Source organism: Zunongwangia mangrovi (assembly GCF_900112105.1).
Classification (GTDB): domain Bacteria; phylum Bacteroidota; class Bacteroidia; order Flavobacteriales; family Flavobacteriaceae; genus Zunongwangia; species Zunongwangia mangrovi.
Window position 1 is genome coordinate 14,463 of the sequence record NZ_FOKV01000013.1, and the last position, 17,142, is coordinate 31,604.

Here is a 17,142-nt window from a genome sequence, read left to right on the forward strand (position 1 = left end):
GTGAGTAGTGAGTAAAATAAAACCAGGGACTGAAATTTCTCAATTTAGTCCCTGTTTTTAATCTAATTTCTATATTCTAGCAGTGAAGCGTACTATTTACTTTCCACTAAGCAACTCCCGGTTCTAAACCTGCTTCGATTAATTTTTCCGGAGTAATTGGTAAATCTCTCATACGTTTCCCGGTAGCATTAAAAATCGCATTGGCAATGGATGCCGCCACGCTGGTAATTCCTAATTCTCCAATTCCTTTAACGCCCATTTCGTTGGCAATCTTATCTTCTTCCGGTAAGAAAACCACGTCTATATTTGCCAGATCTAAATTCACGGGCACGTGATAATCGGCTAAAGTCCTAGTGATAAAATTACCATAATTTGGTTCAACCTGAGTACGTTCGGCAATGACCATTCCAGCACCCATCGTTAGTCCGCCAATAATTTGTCCGTAGGCCGTTTTTGGATTCAGGATCTTTCCGGCAGAACCCACATTTACCATACGTTTTATGCGGTACATGCCGGTATCTTTATCTACCCAAACTTCAGTGAAATTCGCTCCAAAAGAGAAAACCGAATGTTTTTTGTATTCTTCGGAAGGTTCTGCTGTTCCTTCAGCTTCAAAAGTAGTCAGGTTATTTTGCTGCAATAATTCAGCAACTTCAATCTCCTCAGATTCGGTAATATTTTGCTTCTTTTTTAATTCAGCAATCGCATTTTCGCAAGCTTTTCTAGCTCCATTACAATACGAAGCGGCTCCCCACGAACCACCTGAACCCGGAGTCACCGGAAATTCAGAATCTCCAATTTCAACTTTTACATTTTCTACCGGAATTCCTAAATATTCTGAGACCGTCTGTGCCACGATAGTATAAGTTCCTGTACCAATATCTGTCGCATCCATCTTAATATTCGCATTTAACGCAGCTTCATTAAGCTCTAGAACTATTTTAGCGGATGTTTTCATATACGGCGCGCGACGTGACGCTGCACTTACACCATAACCTATTAGCCAGTTTCCTTTTTTATTGGTTCCCGGTTGCATTTTGCGATTTTCCCAACCAAATTTATCGGCTCCAATACGTAAACATTCTACAAGCAAGCGAGAAGAGAATGGCTTATCGGCTCCCATATCGACCTGCGTATCATTTTTAATTCTGAAATCGATAGGATCCATTTTTAATTTCCACGCCAGCTCGTCTATTGCCGACTCTAAAGCGAAACTCCCGGTAGCTTCTCCTGGTGCACGCATAGAACTCGGACATTGAATATTAAGCGGAATCAATCGATGCGTCACCGCATTATTCGGCGTTTTATACAACATTTTAGACACATTCCCACAAGCCTCGAAATACTGAAGATTCTTAGCGGTATGCGAAGTTGTATGATGCGCTAAAGCGGTTAAAGAACCATCTTTTATAGCTCCCAATCGCATTTCCTGCTCATCGAACTGGCGCATCCCGGTATTCGTAAACATTTGGTGACGTGTCACTGTAATTTGCACTGGTCTCCCAATCATCTTAGAAGCCATCGTTGCCATTGTGATGTGCTTATATACGTTTAATTTTGAACCAAAACCACCACCAATATAAGGCGTAATAATCTGAACATCTTCTTTAGGTATTCCAAAAGTTTCTGAAATTGAAGTTGTAGCCTGGTTTAATATTTGCTGATTAGCATACATTTTCACCTTTCCATCGTTCCAATTTACAATGGCTGCGTGCAACTCCATTGGTTGTTGATGCTCGATAGGTGTCGTATATGTTTGCTCTAGAGTAACATCGGCTTCACGCATTCCTGCATCCATATCTCCGCGGCTAAAATCTGCGCTATCGCCAGGTTTATACGCTTTTCCTCTATTTTTATCTAAATGTATATCTGGTGATTCTTCTTCGTAGGTCACTTTTACTAAGCGACATGCATATTGCGCCTGCTCAAAAGTTTCTGCTATCACGCAGGCAATATATTGCCCGTAATAATGAACCTGGCGATCCTGAAAAACCGGAGCTACCGTAGTTAGTGAAAAGTTAGTCATATCTTTTGGATAGTTTTTCAACTTTTCAGCATTTTTATAAGTGATCACCGCTAAGACTCCGTCTAGCTTTTCTGCTTCTGAAGTATCTATCGAAGTAATTTTTCCTTTTGCTATCGTGCTGTTTACGCCTTGCGCGTACACCATATTTTCGACAGGAAATTCTGAAGCATATTTTGCTTTTCCCGTAACCTTCAGGTGTCCTTCAATTCTATCTATAGGATTTCCTATTCCTGATGCTTTTATTGTTTTCATAGTTTATTGCTAAGATTAGGGATTTTATGCTTCTCTTTCAAAAGCCTGGGTAAGCGCTCTGATGATCGCTTTTTTAGCCATTTCAACTTTATATTTATTACCTTCAAAAGGTTTAGCGTCTTGCATTGCCATTTCTGCTGCAGCCTTAAAGTTTACTTTATTTGGTTTCTTTCCTTCTAGATATTTTTCAACATCAGTAAACTTCCAGGGTTTATGTGCTACGCCGCCCATTGCTAAGCCAGCTTTGGTAATTACACCACTTTTAATTTGTAAACCGGCAGCTACAGAAACTAATGCAAAAGCATAACTAGACCGCTCACGTATCTTTAAATAATAGTAGTGATCTGAAAATTTAGGTTCATCTAAATGAATAGCAGTGATCAACTCACCAGGTTCTAAAGTGTTATCTTTTTCGGGCTGATTTCCCGGTAATCGATGAAAGTCAGTAAAATCTATAGTCCTTGAAGAACCATCTGTTTTTTGAACCTCAACTTTTGCATCCATCGCAGCCAAGGCCACGCACATGTCCGAAGGATGTGTAGCGATGCATTTTTCACTATATCCAAAAATAGCGTGTAAAGCATTCATTCCATCTTTAGCACCACAACCTGAACCCGGTTCACGTTTGTTACACGGCATTGAAGTTTCAAAGAAATAAGGACATCTTGTGCGTTGCAGAAGATTCCCTGCATTGGTCGCCATATTTCTAATCTGCGCTGTAGCAGCCGAAAGCATTGCCATTGATAATAATGGATAATTTTGTCGAATATCAGGATGGTTTGCAGTTTCAGAATTGCTTAGCATTCCGCCCAGCGTATATCCTCCTTCGTTGTTTTTAGAAATTTGTTTATAATCTAGGCTGGCAACTTCGATCAATTGATCGGGACGTTCTACATCTTCTTTCATCAAATCGACCAAATTGGTACCACCTCCTAAATAATGGGAAGTCTTGGTGAAATTTTGAAGCGCCTGTTCTTTATTTTTAGCATTCGTATAAGAGAATGGTCTCATAATTAGTTTGTGTTTATCCTCGATCGAGGCATTAGAAAAGATTACTGATTCTAAAAATTAATAAATAGATCAGGAATTTTTAGCTTTCTCCATTTGCTCGGCAGTAGCGAACTCCCAAGTAGGCATCTCATCGTCGCCAGAATGTACTTCTTTAAAGGCCTGAACGATATTGTTGTAAGCTCCACAGCGACAAATATTACCAGACATCCGTTCTCTAATTTCTTCTTCGGAAAGTTTTAAGTCGGTTTTTACGTCTTTGAAATCTTCTGTCACATAACTTGCCTCTCCATTTTTCGCTTCTTCCAATAGCGCTACTGAAGAACAGATTTGTCCTGGAGTACAGTATCCACACTGAAAGCCATCGTGCTTTAAGAAAGCTTCCTGCATTGGGTGAAGGTTTCCGTTTTCAGCTAAACCTTCTACGGTAGTGATCTTTTTGTCTTCGCAGGTTGCAGCAAGCGTTAAACAAGAAAGCTTACGTTTCCCATCGACCATTACGGTACAGGCACCACATTGGCCATGATCACATCCTTTTTTAGTTCCGGTAAGTTGTAAGCGTTCTCGAAGCGCATCTAAAAGTGAAGTCCTAGAATCTAGCGCTAGCTGTTTTACCATATCATTTACCCTAAGATTTACACGTACTTCGTTTAAAAGTATTTCAGGGTTATCGGGTAAAGTTCTCGCCGGACTAGCCAACAAATCTGAAGTTAAATAAGATGAAGCCCAAATACTTAAACTCGCGGCAGACATCTGTTTCAGGAATTTCCTGCGTGAAGTTCCGTTTAAACCAATTTCATCAAAGATCTTTTCTTCATCTTTTGAAAGTTGGTCGGTATCTGAACCATTTTTCCATTTTTCCATTTCGTCCATATGTAATTTTTTTGAAGGTAATTGAGATTTGAAGTCTAAAAATCAATGCTTCAATTTAAACAAATGAATACGGAACTAATGTTTTAGGAATGTTATTTTTATGCTAAAGTGAATTTTAGATCAACAAAGCGATCTTTTCAACTTAAAATTTAAAGATTATATTTTGGAGTATATAAGTCTACTTTATATATACAGCTTCAGAAGATATAAACTTTAAAAATGATTTTAAATAGCCTACAAAATTTTCTCTCGATCTTAAACGATCCCATTCTTCTCTTTTCTTAAATTCATCATCAATTTTACCTAAAAAGAAATTATAGATCTCAGGATATTTTGACGTATATATTTCAAAATTGAAAATAACGAGATCCATTTTGTAGTTTGCCCTGTCTCTTCGTCTTTTTCGATCTGCTATTTGATATAATCCTTCAGCAGTTTTAAAATCTTTTATAAATTGCTCTATAACATCAAAGTGTCTGTAAATTAAATGATTCATAATAATCTTAGTTAGGTTATCTTGCAAAGTGCAACGACTACTAAATTATTAATCATTTGTACTTACATCAATACCCAACAAAGGGTATTTTACAATTTCTTTAACAAAAAGAAATATAAAATAAAAAAAGAGACCATAAAAATGGTCTCTTTCTTATTCATGTAAAATTCAAAACTTAGTATGCATTAGCGATGATTTGCTCGTAAAGCTCTTGTTTACCACTCATTTTTGTTGGCTCTCCATTTGCTTTTCCTAGCTCACCTAATTGCTCTAAAGTAAGTTTTCCTGTTTCAAAATCTTTACCGCTACCACTATCAAAAGAAGCGTAACGATCTTTTTTAAGGCTACTGTATTTTGTATTGTTAAGAATATGCTCTGCAGTAATTAATCCGCGTGCAAAAACATCCATTCCAGAGATATGGGCGATAAATTTATCTTCAAGATCTGTAGAATTTCTTCTAACTTTCGCATCGAAGTTAATTCCACCTCCCTGAATTCCACCACCTTTAAGGATAATCATCATTGCCTGGGTAACTTCAAAAAGATCGATTGGGAATTGATCGGTATCCCATCCATTTTGATAATCTCCACGGTTTGCATCGATACTTCCTAATTTTCCGGCATCGATAGCAGTTTGCAATTCATGCTCAAATGTGTGACCGGCAAGTGTAGCGTGGTTTACCTCGATATTCAGTTTAAAATCATCCTGTAATCCGTATTTATTGATAAAACCTAAACAAGTAGCTGCATCAAAATCGTATTGATGTTTGGTTGGTTCCATTGGTTTTGGCTCTAAGAAAAAGTTCCCTTTAAAACCTTGCTTTCTGGCATAATCTCTACACATTCCTAAGAACATTGCCATGTGCTCCTGCTCTCTTTTCATATCGGTATTAAGCAAGCTCATATAACCTTCACGACCACCCCAGAATACATAATTCTCGCCGCCTAAAGCCATAGTAGCATCTAAAGCGATCTTTGCCTGTGCTCCAGCATAAGCCACAACATCGAAATTAGGGTTGGTTGCCGCACCATTCATATATCTTGGATTGGTAAACAAGTTAGATGTTCCCCAAAGTAATTTTAAACCACTTTCTTCCTGCTTTTGCTTTGCATATTCTGTAACAGCCTGAATTCTTTTTTCAAACTCTCCCAAAGTTGGCGCTTCATCTACAAGATCTACATCATGAAAACAATAATAAGGAACACCAAGCTTCGTCATAAATTCGAAAGCAGCATCCATTTTATCTTTGGCACGCGCTACCGGATCTTCCTTTTTATCCCACTCAAAAACTTCGGTATCTGCTCCAAAAGGATCTCCACCTTTGTTATTAAATGTATGCCAGTACGCCACCGCAAATCTCAAGTGCTCTTTTAAAGTTTTGCCGGCTACGACTTTATTTTCATCATAATATTTAAAAGCTAAAGGATTGTCACTCTCTTTACCTTCAAATTTTATGGTATCGATGTTCTTAAAATAATTACTCATAATATTAATTTTTAATGGCTTTTTTCCAGTTATTATATATTGATTTATAGGTTTCAACCAGTTCTGGTTGCGGTTTTATGGTTTGAAGACATTCCAGACTTTCAAAGGCATCTTCAAGGCTTTCGTAGTGTCCATAGCCATAGGCTGCTCCTCTGGCCGCACCATCTGCTCCGTTGGTTTTATAAAGCTGAAGTGTAGTATTGGTAGTATTCACGAAAATTTCCTGAAAAACCGGACTCAAAAACAAGTTATCTTTCCCGGCTCTTACTGTTTTTCCTGAAGCGCCAACTTCCTGCATAATTTCAAATCCGTAATTCATCGCAAACACGATTCCCTCGCAGGCTGCTCTTACTAAATGTGGTGTTTTATGAATATTGAAGTTAAGATTCGATATTCCAGAAGAAACTTCTTTATTCTGAAATATTCGCTCCACTCCATTTCCAAAAGGATGAAAAAGTAAACCTTCACTTCCAGGTTTCGACTTTGAAGCCATCTCATTTAAATACTCATAATCGACAATTTTCTCTCGGCCTGAAGACAAAATATTTCGCAGCCACTGGTACAGAATCCCAGAACCGTTAATGCAAACCATCACACCATTCCTAATTTCATCTACTGTGTTATTTACGTGTAAAAAGGTATTGATCCTGTTTTTCCTGTCGAAAGAATGATTTTCACTAACCGAATATATTACTGCGGAAGTTCCTGCGGTTGTCGCAATTTCACCCGGACTCAGAACATTCAGTGACATCGCATTATTGGGCTGATCACCGGCTCGATACGTGATTTTAACGTCTTCTGAAAGACCAAGTTCTTTTGCAACTGTTGAAGAAATTACGGCCTGATCTCCAAAATTAGAAACCACTTCAGGAATTAAATCTTCTGAAATTCCGTAGTGATCAAGAATTTCTGTGGCCAAGCGCTGTTCTTTAAAATGCCAAAGCATACCTTCAGATAATCCACCTTTACTTATTTGCGGCTTTTCACTAAAACAGGCAGCGATATAATCGCCAGGCAACATCATATAAGCCGCTTTTTGATAAATTTCAGGCTCATTTTCTTTTACCCATTTTAATTTTGAAGCCGTAAAATTTCCCGGGCTACCCAAAATCATATCATGACATTGCTCCTCGCCTATTTCTTCGAATGCTTTATCTCCAATTGCAGCTGCACGGCTATCACACCAAATTATAGATGGACGCACAGGATTTAGATCCCTATCGGTTAACACCAAACCATGCATCTGGTAAGCGACACCTATGGCTTTTATTTTGGTTAAATCGATTTCGTGTTCAGATCGTAAACGTTGTAGTGCAATTTTTACATTTTTCCACCATTGGTTTGGATCCTGCTCTGCCCAACCGGGCTGCAAAGCTTCCATTGCCATTTCAGATTTTGGCTCGCCCACGGCAGCAATACTTTGTTGAGAATTAGCATCGAAAATCGATAATTTCACCGAACTACTTCCCAGATCTATTCCTAAAAAATACATTCTAAGTCGATTTTATTAGTTTCTGAAGTAATTTTCAAAAGACTAATAGTTTATTTGACTACAAGTATAAATTAAATTTTGAATATTATCAAAAATTATATGGTAAAAATGACTAATACTAAAATTAAATTTGAAATAATAAGATATAATCTGTTTTCAGGGTATTTTGAATAAATATTTCTGAATAATTTGAATGAATTTATTCAGAAATTGAAGATTATTTTAAAATCGATGATCTAAACTGTCGATTTCAGCTGAAGATTAATTTAAAAATATATAAATTCAGTATAAATCTGAAACAACCACAAAAAAAAGCCCTGAAAAATCAGGGCTCATTTTATATAATTTCAGCAATAATTATTTTACGCGGTAAACAGTTCTAAATCCTAAATGGTCTGTCCCAGAATCCATCGAAGTTCCCATCCTGGCCGAGATTCGGTAACTGGCACAATACGATTTATTACATAAAAACGAACCGCCCTTTATCACTTTTTCCTTTTGGTAAGGATTATCTTCATTAAAATAGGTAGTAGAACCTTTTGGATTTAATAATTCTCCCTGTTGCAAGGCTTGCTGGTAATATCTGGTATTAAAATTATCTTTGGTAAACTCCCAAACATTTCCTGCCATATCGTATAACTTAAGGCTGTTTGGAGGAAAAGATTTCACCGGAGCTGCATATTTATAACCATCCTCTGAAACATTTTTTACCGGAAATTGTCCCTGCCAGGTATTGGCTTCATCATTCAATTTCGATTCGTCATCGCCCCAGGTGTAAATACCTCCATGACGTTGCCCGTGTGCTGCAGCTTCCCATTCGGCTTCTGTTGGTAGATCACGTCCCGCCCAGCTTGCGTAAGCTAAAGCATCTTCGTAAGCAACATGCACAACCGGAAAATTATCTTTGCCTTCGATACTACTATTGGGGCCTTGCGGATGCTTCCAATTGGCACCACGTTTCCATTCCCACCACTGGCCATAATCGTTAAGATTAGCCACATTTTCTAAGTCTTTTCTAAAGATCAAAGAACCTGGCTGTAAAATGCTATCGGCTGGTTTTGGTGTTCCCGGCGGTAATTGTTCTTTTAATTCTTCCCAAACAACAGGGCGCTCTGCAATGGTTAGATAACCCGTTTCTTCAACAAATTTTTTAAACTGCGCATTGGTTACTTCGGTTTGATCGATAAAAAATCCATCTACCGCTACCGGATGCGCCGGCTTCTCTCTTGGTAATGCATAAGGATCGCCATCTGTAGCGCCCATTGTAAACTTAACACCAGACACCCAAACCATTCCCTCTGGAGCTTCAATTTCTTCTGGTTGTTGTTTTAAAAGATCTTCAGAATTTACTTTATTGACTTCAGCAGAAGTTTGTTTTTGGGTTTGCTGATTCTGGTTAATTTGAGATTCTTTTTTTTCATCTTCATTCTTACAGGAAAAAAATAAAAGACTGAATAAAAGAACCGGATATATCGATAATTTTAGCATTAATGTATTTTTTATCAAATATAATTAGTATTCCGAAGAATTCATACCTACCTAAATGTTGATTCCTAAATAATACAATAAAAAAGACCGACTATCAAAAGTCGGCCTTAAATTCACATAAACCATCTAAACTCAATCTTATCTATGAATAGAGTTCCAATCTTAATTTTTATAAAAGTGTACTAGGACAGACATAAGCTGTAACCGGAATTTTAGTTTCCTTTATCGCTTTAAAACCATCGATAACATCTGTTAGTTGTGACCAACCGCGTTGTTGTAAAATCGAGGCAGCGATCATGCTTCGATAACCACCGGCACAATGCAGTACAAATTCCTGTTCCTTTGGAAACTTTTCTAAATACTGATTAATTTGATTTAGCGGAATATTTACTGCACCTTCAACATGCTCTGAATCGAATTCACTTTTCTTACGCACATCGATAACCACAAGATCGCCCTTCATTTTTTGCTGAAGCTCTTCCGCAGTAATTCTATTTACAGAATCAATCTCTTTGCCTGCCGCTTCCCAGCTTTTCATGGCATCTGCTAAATAGCCCTGAGTATTATCGTAACCTACACGGCTCAATCTTGTAATAGCTTCTTCTTCTTTTCCTTCTTCAGTGACCAGTAAAATAGGCATTTCAAGATCTGGAATCATCTCTCCTACCCAAGGCGCAAAACTTCCCTGCAACCCAATATTTATGCTATTTGGAATATGAGATTTTGCATACTCATCTGCACTTCTTGTGTCTAGAACAAGTGCTCCTTCTTCGTTAGCTACTACTTCAAATTCTTCTGGACTTAAAGCTCGTGCCGCCTGTTTCATCACTTTATCAAAACTTTTATATCCGCCAATATTCAATAATACGTTTTGCGGAAAGTATTTTGGTGGTGCAGTTAAACCAGTTAAAAGTTCTTTTACAAACTCTTCTTTGGTCATATCTGCTCTTAGTGCATAGTTTGTCTTTTTCTGATTGCCCAGCGTATCAGTAGTTTCTTTACTCATTTTCTTACCACAGGCAGATCCTGCTCCATGATTAGGATACACAATTAAATCATCGCTTAAAGGCATAATTTTATTCCGAAGCGATTCAAACAAATGCCCGGCAAGTTTTTCTTCTGTAAGATCTGAAACTACATGCTGTGCTAGATCTGGTCTTCCCACATCGCCGATAAATAAAGTATCACCAGTGATGATTCCATGCTCTTTCCCTTTATCATCGATTAGCAAATAAGTAGTACTCTCCATTGTATGCCCGGGAGTATGTAAGACTTTTACTTTATAATCACCAATCTCGAAGATCTGACCATCTTCAGCAATGATAGTCTCGTAATTTGGTTTAGCATTTGGCCCAAAAACGATTTGCGCGCCGGTCTTTTTTTGTAGATCTAAATGACCGCTAACAAAATCGGCATGAAAATGCGTTTCAAAGACGTATTTAATTTTCGCATTATCATTTTCTGCTTTCTGGATATATGGATTAACTTCTCTTAATGGATCAAAAATGGCTGCTTCACCTTTACTTTCGATATAATAAGCCGCATGGGCAAGACAACCGGTATATATTTGTTCTACTTTCATAATTTCTGAATTTTATATGAAGTGATTTTGTTTGTTTCTGAGTGTAAAAATAATAGAACAATAATTTTTAGACGGTAACTCTTGTTACAATTGTGGTGCTGAAAAAAAACAGTCGTAATTTGTATAAAATAGAAAAGGAGACTCCGTAGAATCTCCTTCCTTAAGTTAAGCCTTATTAGACCGATAAAGCTTTTAAAACCAAGCACTATTGCTTTATCGATCGTAAAAACTAACTAAAAACCTAGCTTAACTAATTAGTCGGTAATATTAAAATGTGCATCTGCACTAGCAACATTACCATCGTGATCTGTTACTTCTAGAGACAAGTGATATTCTCCTGGTGCCGCATCTGCAGGCACATCAAAATGCTCATGGAAATCGATATTCGTTTCATCTTCGTAAGTAAAAGATTGCTCAAATTCCCAACCTTCTCCTTCTTCAGAATGGATGTGAATTTCTACATTTTCGATTCCGTGTTTACCTGTGATTTCAGCATCTACATGCATTTCTTCTCCTGCAGCTACATTTTCGTCTACTGTTATTTCTGAAATTGTTATCGCTTCAGCATCGTTATTTGCATCGGTTACATGAAAGTGAGAACCTTCAGAATGTGAGTTCCCTTCAGCATCAATAACAGTGATCGTAATATGATATTCTCCTAAAGCGGCATTTGCAGGCACGTCGATATGCTCATGAAATTCAGCTGAAGTTCCCGAATAATCATCATAAGTTTCATCGAAAGTCCATTCGATCTCCCCTTCAGCTGGCTCTAGATCGTGACCGTGAATACTTACTGAAACCGAACCTATTTCGTGATCTGCAGCTATTTGTGCTTCTGCATGAAATTCACCTCCTCTTGTAGCATCTTCGCTATGAATATCTGTAATGCTAATTCCGTGTTCTTCACCGGTGTGATCTTCTCCAATGATCACTTCTACATACACCTGATTTTCGTTTCCTGAAACATCGATTACCGTAATTCCTAAATGATAAGGACCTTCAGCAATATCGTCTGGAATTTCGATATGTTCGTGGGCATGGTAGGTTTGTGGTGCTCCTTCAATATTAAAAGTCTGATTAAAAGACCAAGGACTTACTGAAGTTGCCTGCATTACAGGATCAAAAGAAACAGTACTATTTAAAACGCCAGAATGTGTATGCCCGTCAAAATTATTATGAATATCAACTCTGTAAGAAGATAACGCATCGTTATCGCTAAAGTTTACATCAAAATGCAACTCACCACCTACTTCAAAAGCTTCTCCTTCTACAGGATCGTTTACTGTAATCTCTGGACGTTCACTATCCAGGATTTCATCGTCGTCACTGCTACAGGCCGCAAAAAATGTAAGTGTAAAAAGTGCTATAAGTTTTATTGAAAAATTTTTCATCTTAAAATTTGAGATTTTTATATTATTTATCCTCCAAAAAGGAGAAAACCTTTAAGGCTATGTTATTTTGAATTTTGTAAAAAGTATTTGTCTTAAGCTAAATCTAAAATGGGTGGTCCCCTAACGAAAAACCTTAACTGATGAAAAGTTTTTTGGCTAATCCTAACCTCAGAAAAGGCATTTTTAACTACGATTATTAATGGAAGTTCTTCTTTATAATTTTCTTTCGGAAGTATCCCGCGATATTCCCCATGTAAAAAATGAGAACAGGTATGTGGTGATGCTATCTTCTGAAAACTAAGCTCATTTTGCTCAAAAGAATTGGCATGCTCGTTAAGGATTATATGCGCCGACCATAAAATTGGGCCTACCGGTAGTAAAACCAGTAAAAACCGACTAATATGTTTTAACCACCAATTTTTCATGACTGTCCAAATGGAATTTTAATACTCAGCTGAATATTTCTTCCCATCTCGGGAATTTGCAATCGGCGATAAAAACTGGTATGGTTAAAATACTTTGTATTGAAAAGATTATCTATTCTGAAGTTAATATTGGCCTTAAAATCATCGAATTTTAGCTTAGTTTGAAAACCCATTCCCCAAAGCGAATAGCCTGGCGTAATATCTTCGCCCTGGGCAATTCGATCTTGCTTCATCACAGATCTATTATTGATATTTACTTCTGAAGCCTTCAAAACTTTAGAATCTGTAAAAAGCTGATAACCAACTTCAGTAAACACATTATTTGCCGGCGTAAACGGTAACGGATAATTGCGCGACCTGCTGGAAGTTAACTGCTGATTGTATAAATATTCGCCGGCTACACCAAAATGCCAGCGACCAATTTCTTTATCGATCTTAAGTTCTAAACCGGTAAGTAAAGCTTCAGATTCTGTATAACTATATAATTGCCCGGAATGTGGTAGTAACGAAAAAGTTCCGCTGGGACGTAAAAAAATATAATTACTGAAAAAATAAGCATACGGACTCAGGTTGATATTCCATGAATTTTCAGCATAATTTAAACTTACATCGGCCATAAAACCCTGCTCAGGATTGAGATTTGGATCGCCCTGCTCGTGCCTGAAAGATCCATGATGAATTCCGTTTGCACCAAGTTCTATCGCTGTTGGTAAACGAAAAGCGGTTCCTAAATTAACTTTACTGCTAAATTGCTCGTTAAACCGGTGATCCCAACCTACACGTGCATTAAAACTTGTAAAATCACGGTTTAGATCCTGGCTTCGCTGTGCGTAAGCAGTTGCTGTTTCTTCAGATTGATTATTTCCGATTAAAAATTCATACAAATTGGGATCGTAATAACCTTCCATATCGATCTTTCCATAATCGAAGCGAAGACCTAAAGTCCATAAATTCTGCTTAGAAGCTTCGAACTCATGAATGGCGAAAATCGCATAATTAGCCGAGTGATATTCTGGTAACAGAAAGTTGAATCCCTGTATTTCGTTATTTTTCCATTGTGCATCTAGCCCAATCTGAGTCTCATTCCTTTTATCAAAATCGTGGTGATAAGTGGTTTTTGCGCCGTAGGTATCCAGATCAAAATCCAATTCTAAATTTGGATTGATTTCTGGTGCCTGCTGCCCAGCGTAATGTGTGTGAAACAAACTCCATTCCTGTCGATGATTTTTTTGGAAAGAAAGATCGACATCTAATTCTCCATTTTCAAAAACAAAGTTCGAATTACTAATTACTTTAAAATGCGTAGCACGCTGAAAAGGTTCTTCGATATTTCTGGTATCACCATCTGGTTGTACTCGGCTAACATCTGGAATCCCATGTGAACCAGGGAAAAATCCAGATTTTTGATACACATTACTCACACTTAAGGTAGACGAAAATCGATCTTTAACCACGCCAATTTGGGTGTACCAATCAAGCTCTTTACCCGCCGTATTCTTTAATTGCTCGTCGTAAATAGGAATATCAAAATTTAAATACGAGATCTGGTCTGTGGGTAAATTATAATCCCCAAAAGTTAGTCCGGTTAATTTTCCTTTTACAAACCAATCATTCTTTTTATAAGCGATTTGTGCCGAACCTCCCAAGCTATTATTCACACTTTTAGCGAAAGTATAAACGCTACCCGATAAACCATCTTCAGGCACTTTGTTATTCTTAATCCGAACCACGCCTCCCAACGCATCGCTACCATAAGCGATTGAACCTACTCCTTTGATTATTTCCAGATCTTCAACCTGAAGCGCATCGATCTCTAAGCCATGATCTGCGCCCCATTGCTGACCTTCCTGTTTTACACCGTTTTCTGCAACGGCAACACGATTAAGACCAAGCCCCCGAATTATTGGTTTAGACGCTCCAGAGCCAATTTGCATTGCGTTGAATCCAGGTAATTTTTCAAGACTCGATGCCAGAGAACCCGAAAATTGATCCTGTAAATACTCATTATCGACATATAAGACCTGCTGACTCGTTTTTTTATGCTGATGTCCTTCTAACATCACCTCATCCAAGCCATTTACAGACTGCACTAAAACAAAGTCCAGTCTTTTATCTTGCTGAAGCTGAATTACCGTATCTAAAGACGTAAAGCCAATGATAGAAACTTCGATTTGGTAGGTTCCTTCAGCTAATTTTGCTGAATAAAAACCTTCTTCTGAAGTCCAAAAGTATTGATCTCCAATTTTAATATAAGCACCATCTAAGGCATCCCCTGTTTGAGAAGTAACTGTTCCTGAAAGCTCAAAATTAGAATCCTGAGCAAAAGAATTTAAGGTTAACAGGGATAAGCATAAACCTATCCAAAAGAATTTCATAAACCGAATCCGTAAATAAAAAATGTAACATTACCCAAAACCGACAAAGATCAATAATGGGTTTTTAGGCGTTAAAAAACACTAATTAAGCACGGATGGCTGGTGGAGCCCGTAAAGAAAAATAAGGATCTGGGCAGTCCCAGATAGTTTGTGTAAGTGAAAGTGAATAAACAGATTCTTTATTCGGGATAAAAAGATCGAACGTAAAGAATTCTGGTGAATCAAAGCCAGAAAAATGGAAATCGCAAATCTTACAATCCATACCAGATTTTACGATATTCTTATCCATTTGCACGATGTGCGTATGGTCTTTTGATACTGAATCCTGAGAAAAACCATGTTCAAAAATATGAACATAAGGATATACCAGCGCAAAAGCAATTAAGAGCGCAGTAAGAATAGCTGTATATCCGGTTAATTTTTTCATTGAACGCAAATGTAGCAACTATTTATGCGCTTGCAAGCTATTTCTTCAGAAAAATAAATCGTTTAACTGAGTTTGAACAAAAAAAATCAGGATAGCTTAGTTTTAAAAACCAAACTATCCTGAATATCAATATTGTATATTTTTAGATTCTTTTTTTAGAAGAGTATCAATTTTATTCCTGTTCCTTTTTAAGCCAAAGTTGTTCCATATCTTCCAAAGATCTTCCTTTAGTTTCTGGTACAAATTTCCATACAAATATCGCTGAAATTACTGCAAAAGCACCATAAACCCAGTAAGAGAATCCGTGATTAAAGTTTTCGACCAAGAAAGGATTGTTATTCATAATTGGGAAGGTCCACGAAATTACAAGATTGGCTAACCACTGCACTGCAACGGCAACAGCCATTACTCCTTTTATCGAATTCGGGAATATTTCTGAAAGTAATACCCAGGTAACCGGTCCCCAGGAAACTGCAAAAGCAGCAATATAAACCAACATCAACAATAATGAGGTAAATCCAACTGCTCCAGAAAATAATGAGAATCCTAAACCTATCATGCTAATTCCCATCACTACGCTACCAATTAATAAAAGCTTTTTTCGACCAAAATTATCTACCGTCATAATCGCAATTACTGTAAAGATCATATTTATAGCCCCGACAATAATAGTTTGCAACATCGAAGCATTGGTATCTACGCCCATTCCTTTAAAAATTTCTGGAGCGTAATATAAAACCACATTAATCCCTACGAATTGCTGAAAAACCGAAAGCAATAATCCTACAATGATCACCGGCCATCCATAAAATAACCAATGCGCTTTCTTAGTTTTGAACGAGTTCTTTATTTCAGACAGAATTCTATCTGAAGAAGATTTTACATTCAATTTATCCAATATCGTTTTGGCTTTTTCTTCATTTCCTTTCATCACCTCAAAACGCGGAGTCTTCGGCATAAAAAGTAACAGCACAAAGAATAAGAACGCAGGAATTACTTCAGATAAAAACATATAACGCCATCCTGTATCGGCAATCCAAGCTTCAGGTTGTCCCTGCACGATAAAATAATTTACAAAATACACCACCAACATACCGGTTACAATAGCCAGCTGATTACAGGAAACCATTTTTCCACGAATATTGGCCGGCGCCATTTCAGCAATATAAAGTGGTGCCAACATACTCGCGATCCCTACGCCCATTCCTCCAATAATTCTATAAATGATAAAAGAAGAAAGTGTTTGAATACCAAATACATTGAAAGCCTCTGGGTATCCAGATCCTAGAGCAGAGATTAAAAATAGAACAGCAGCGATCACTAATCCGTTTCTACGACCAACCGAGTTTGCTATAAAATCTCCAAAAGATGCTCCTAAAATACATCCAACCAAAGCACTACTCGTCATAAATCCTAAAATAGAATTTCGAAGATTCTCGGTTAAAACATCGGGAAGATCTAAGAAATACATTTTGAATAACGGGATAGCGATCAAAAGGAATATGATGATTATGGCTATCGAGGTTATTTTCTTAAAAAACTTGAATAAGAAATATCCAAAAAGTACCAGCACGCCAATTGATACGATGCTAATGATACTTTTAAATTCTATAATAGCTCCAGAAGCTAAAACGTTATCGTTATCGAGCGGATTTATAAAAAAAGAGTTCATCGCTCCTACTGCTCCAGAGATCACAGCAGTATCGTAACCAAACAGCAAACCTCCCAGGCTCGCTACAAGTGTGATTAGGATGATAAGCTTATTGTTGAAAGAGTTTTTGTTTTCCATTTCACTAATAGTTATTAAGACTACAAGTATAA

General features: G+C 37.4%; 13 protein-coding genes. All 13 read right to left on the reverse strand.

Going from position 1 to position 17,142, the window contains the following annotated elements:
- Positions 1-106: 106 nt before the first annotated feature.
- Positions 107-2,278, reverse strand: a complete 2,172-nt coding sequence (locus BM201_RS17345) for a xanthine dehydrogenase family protein molybdopterin-binding subunit (protein ID WP_092544977.1) — start codon at positions 2,276-2,278, stop codon at positions 107-109.
- Positions 2,279-2,302: 24 nt separating this feature from the next.
- Positions 2,303-3,289 carry an FAD binding domain-containing protein gene (locus tag BM201_RS17350; RefSeq protein ID WP_092544979.1) on the reverse strand — a complete coding sequence of 329 codons (987 nt, stop codon included), beginning with the start codon at positions 3,287-3,289 and terminating at the stop codon, positions 2,303-2,305.
- A gap of 69 nt (positions 3,290-3,358) precedes the next feature.
- The gene (locus tag BM201_RS17355; protein ID WP_092544981.1) at positions 3,359-4,159 is read right to left on the reverse strand and encodes a 2Fe-2S iron-sulfur cluster-binding protein; all 801 of its coding nucleotides are present in this window, start codon (positions 4,157-4,159) and stop codon (positions 3,359-3,361) included.
- A gap of 178 nt (positions 4,160-4,337) precedes the next feature.
- The gene (locus BM201_RS17360) at positions 4,338-4,655 is read right to left on the reverse strand and encodes a hypothetical protein (protein ID WP_092544983.1); all 318 of its coding nucleotides are present in this window, start codon (positions 4,653-4,655) and stop codon (positions 4,338-4,340) included.
- 175 nt (positions 4,656-4,830) lie between these two features.
- Positions 4,831-6,141, reverse strand: coding sequence for a xylose isomerase (xylA, locus tag BM201_RS17365; protein ID WP_092545032.1), 1,311 nt, complete (start codon positions 6,139-6,141; stop codon positions 4,831-4,833).
- Positions 6,142-6,145: 4 nt separating this feature from the next.
- Positions 6,146-7,633 carry a xylulokinase gene (locus tag BM201_RS17370; protein ID WP_092544985.1) on the reverse strand — a complete coding sequence of 496 codons (1,488 nt, stop codon included), beginning with the start codon at positions 7,631-7,633 and terminating at the stop codon, positions 6,146-6,148.
- 357 nt (positions 7,634-7,990) lie between these two features.
- Entirely contained in the window at positions 7,991-9,121 is a 1,131-nt protein-coding gene (locus BM201_RS17375) for a formylglycine-generating enzyme family protein (RefSeq protein WP_092544987.1), read from the reverse strand.
- A gap of 169 nt (positions 9,122-9,290) precedes the next feature.
- Positions 9,291-10,703: an MBL fold metallo-hydrolase gene (locus BM201_RS17380; protein WP_092544989.1), complete on the reverse strand. Its 1,413-nt coding sequence runs from the start codon at positions 10,701-10,703 to the stop codon at positions 9,291-9,293.
- Positions 10,704-10,957: 254 nt separating this feature from the next.
- Positions 10,958-12,094, reverse strand: a complete 1,137-nt coding sequence (locus tag BM201_RS17385) for a DUF4625 domain-containing protein (RefSeq protein WP_092544991.1) — start codon at positions 12,092-12,094, stop codon at positions 10,958-10,960.
- A gap of 92 nt (positions 12,095-12,186) precedes the next feature.
- On the reverse strand, positions 12,187-12,519 hold the full coding sequence (locus BM201_RS17390) for a hypothetical protein (protein WP_092544993.1): 333 nt from the start codon (positions 12,517-12,519) through the stop codon (positions 12,187-12,189).
- A complete protein-coding gene (locus BM201_RS17395) occupies positions 12,516-14,894 on the reverse strand; it encodes a TonB-dependent receptor (protein ID WP_092544995.1) in 2,379 nt (792 codons plus the stop codon). The genes BM201_RS17390 and BM201_RS17395 overlap by 4 nt, the downstream gene beginning before the upstream one ends.
- A gap of 85 nt (positions 14,895-14,979) precedes the next feature.
- Entirely contained in the window at positions 14,980-15,321 is a 342-nt protein-coding gene (locus BM201_RS17400) for a hypothetical protein (protein ID WP_092544997.1), read from the reverse strand.
- A gap of 172 nt (positions 15,322-15,493) precedes the next feature.
- The gene (gene xylE, locus BM201_RS17405) at positions 15,494-17,110 is read right to left on the reverse strand and encodes a D-xylose transporter XylE (RefSeq protein WP_092544999.1); all 1,617 of its coding nucleotides are present in this window, start codon (positions 17,108-17,110) and stop codon (positions 15,494-15,496) included.
- Positions 17,111-17,142 lie beyond the last annotated feature (32 nt).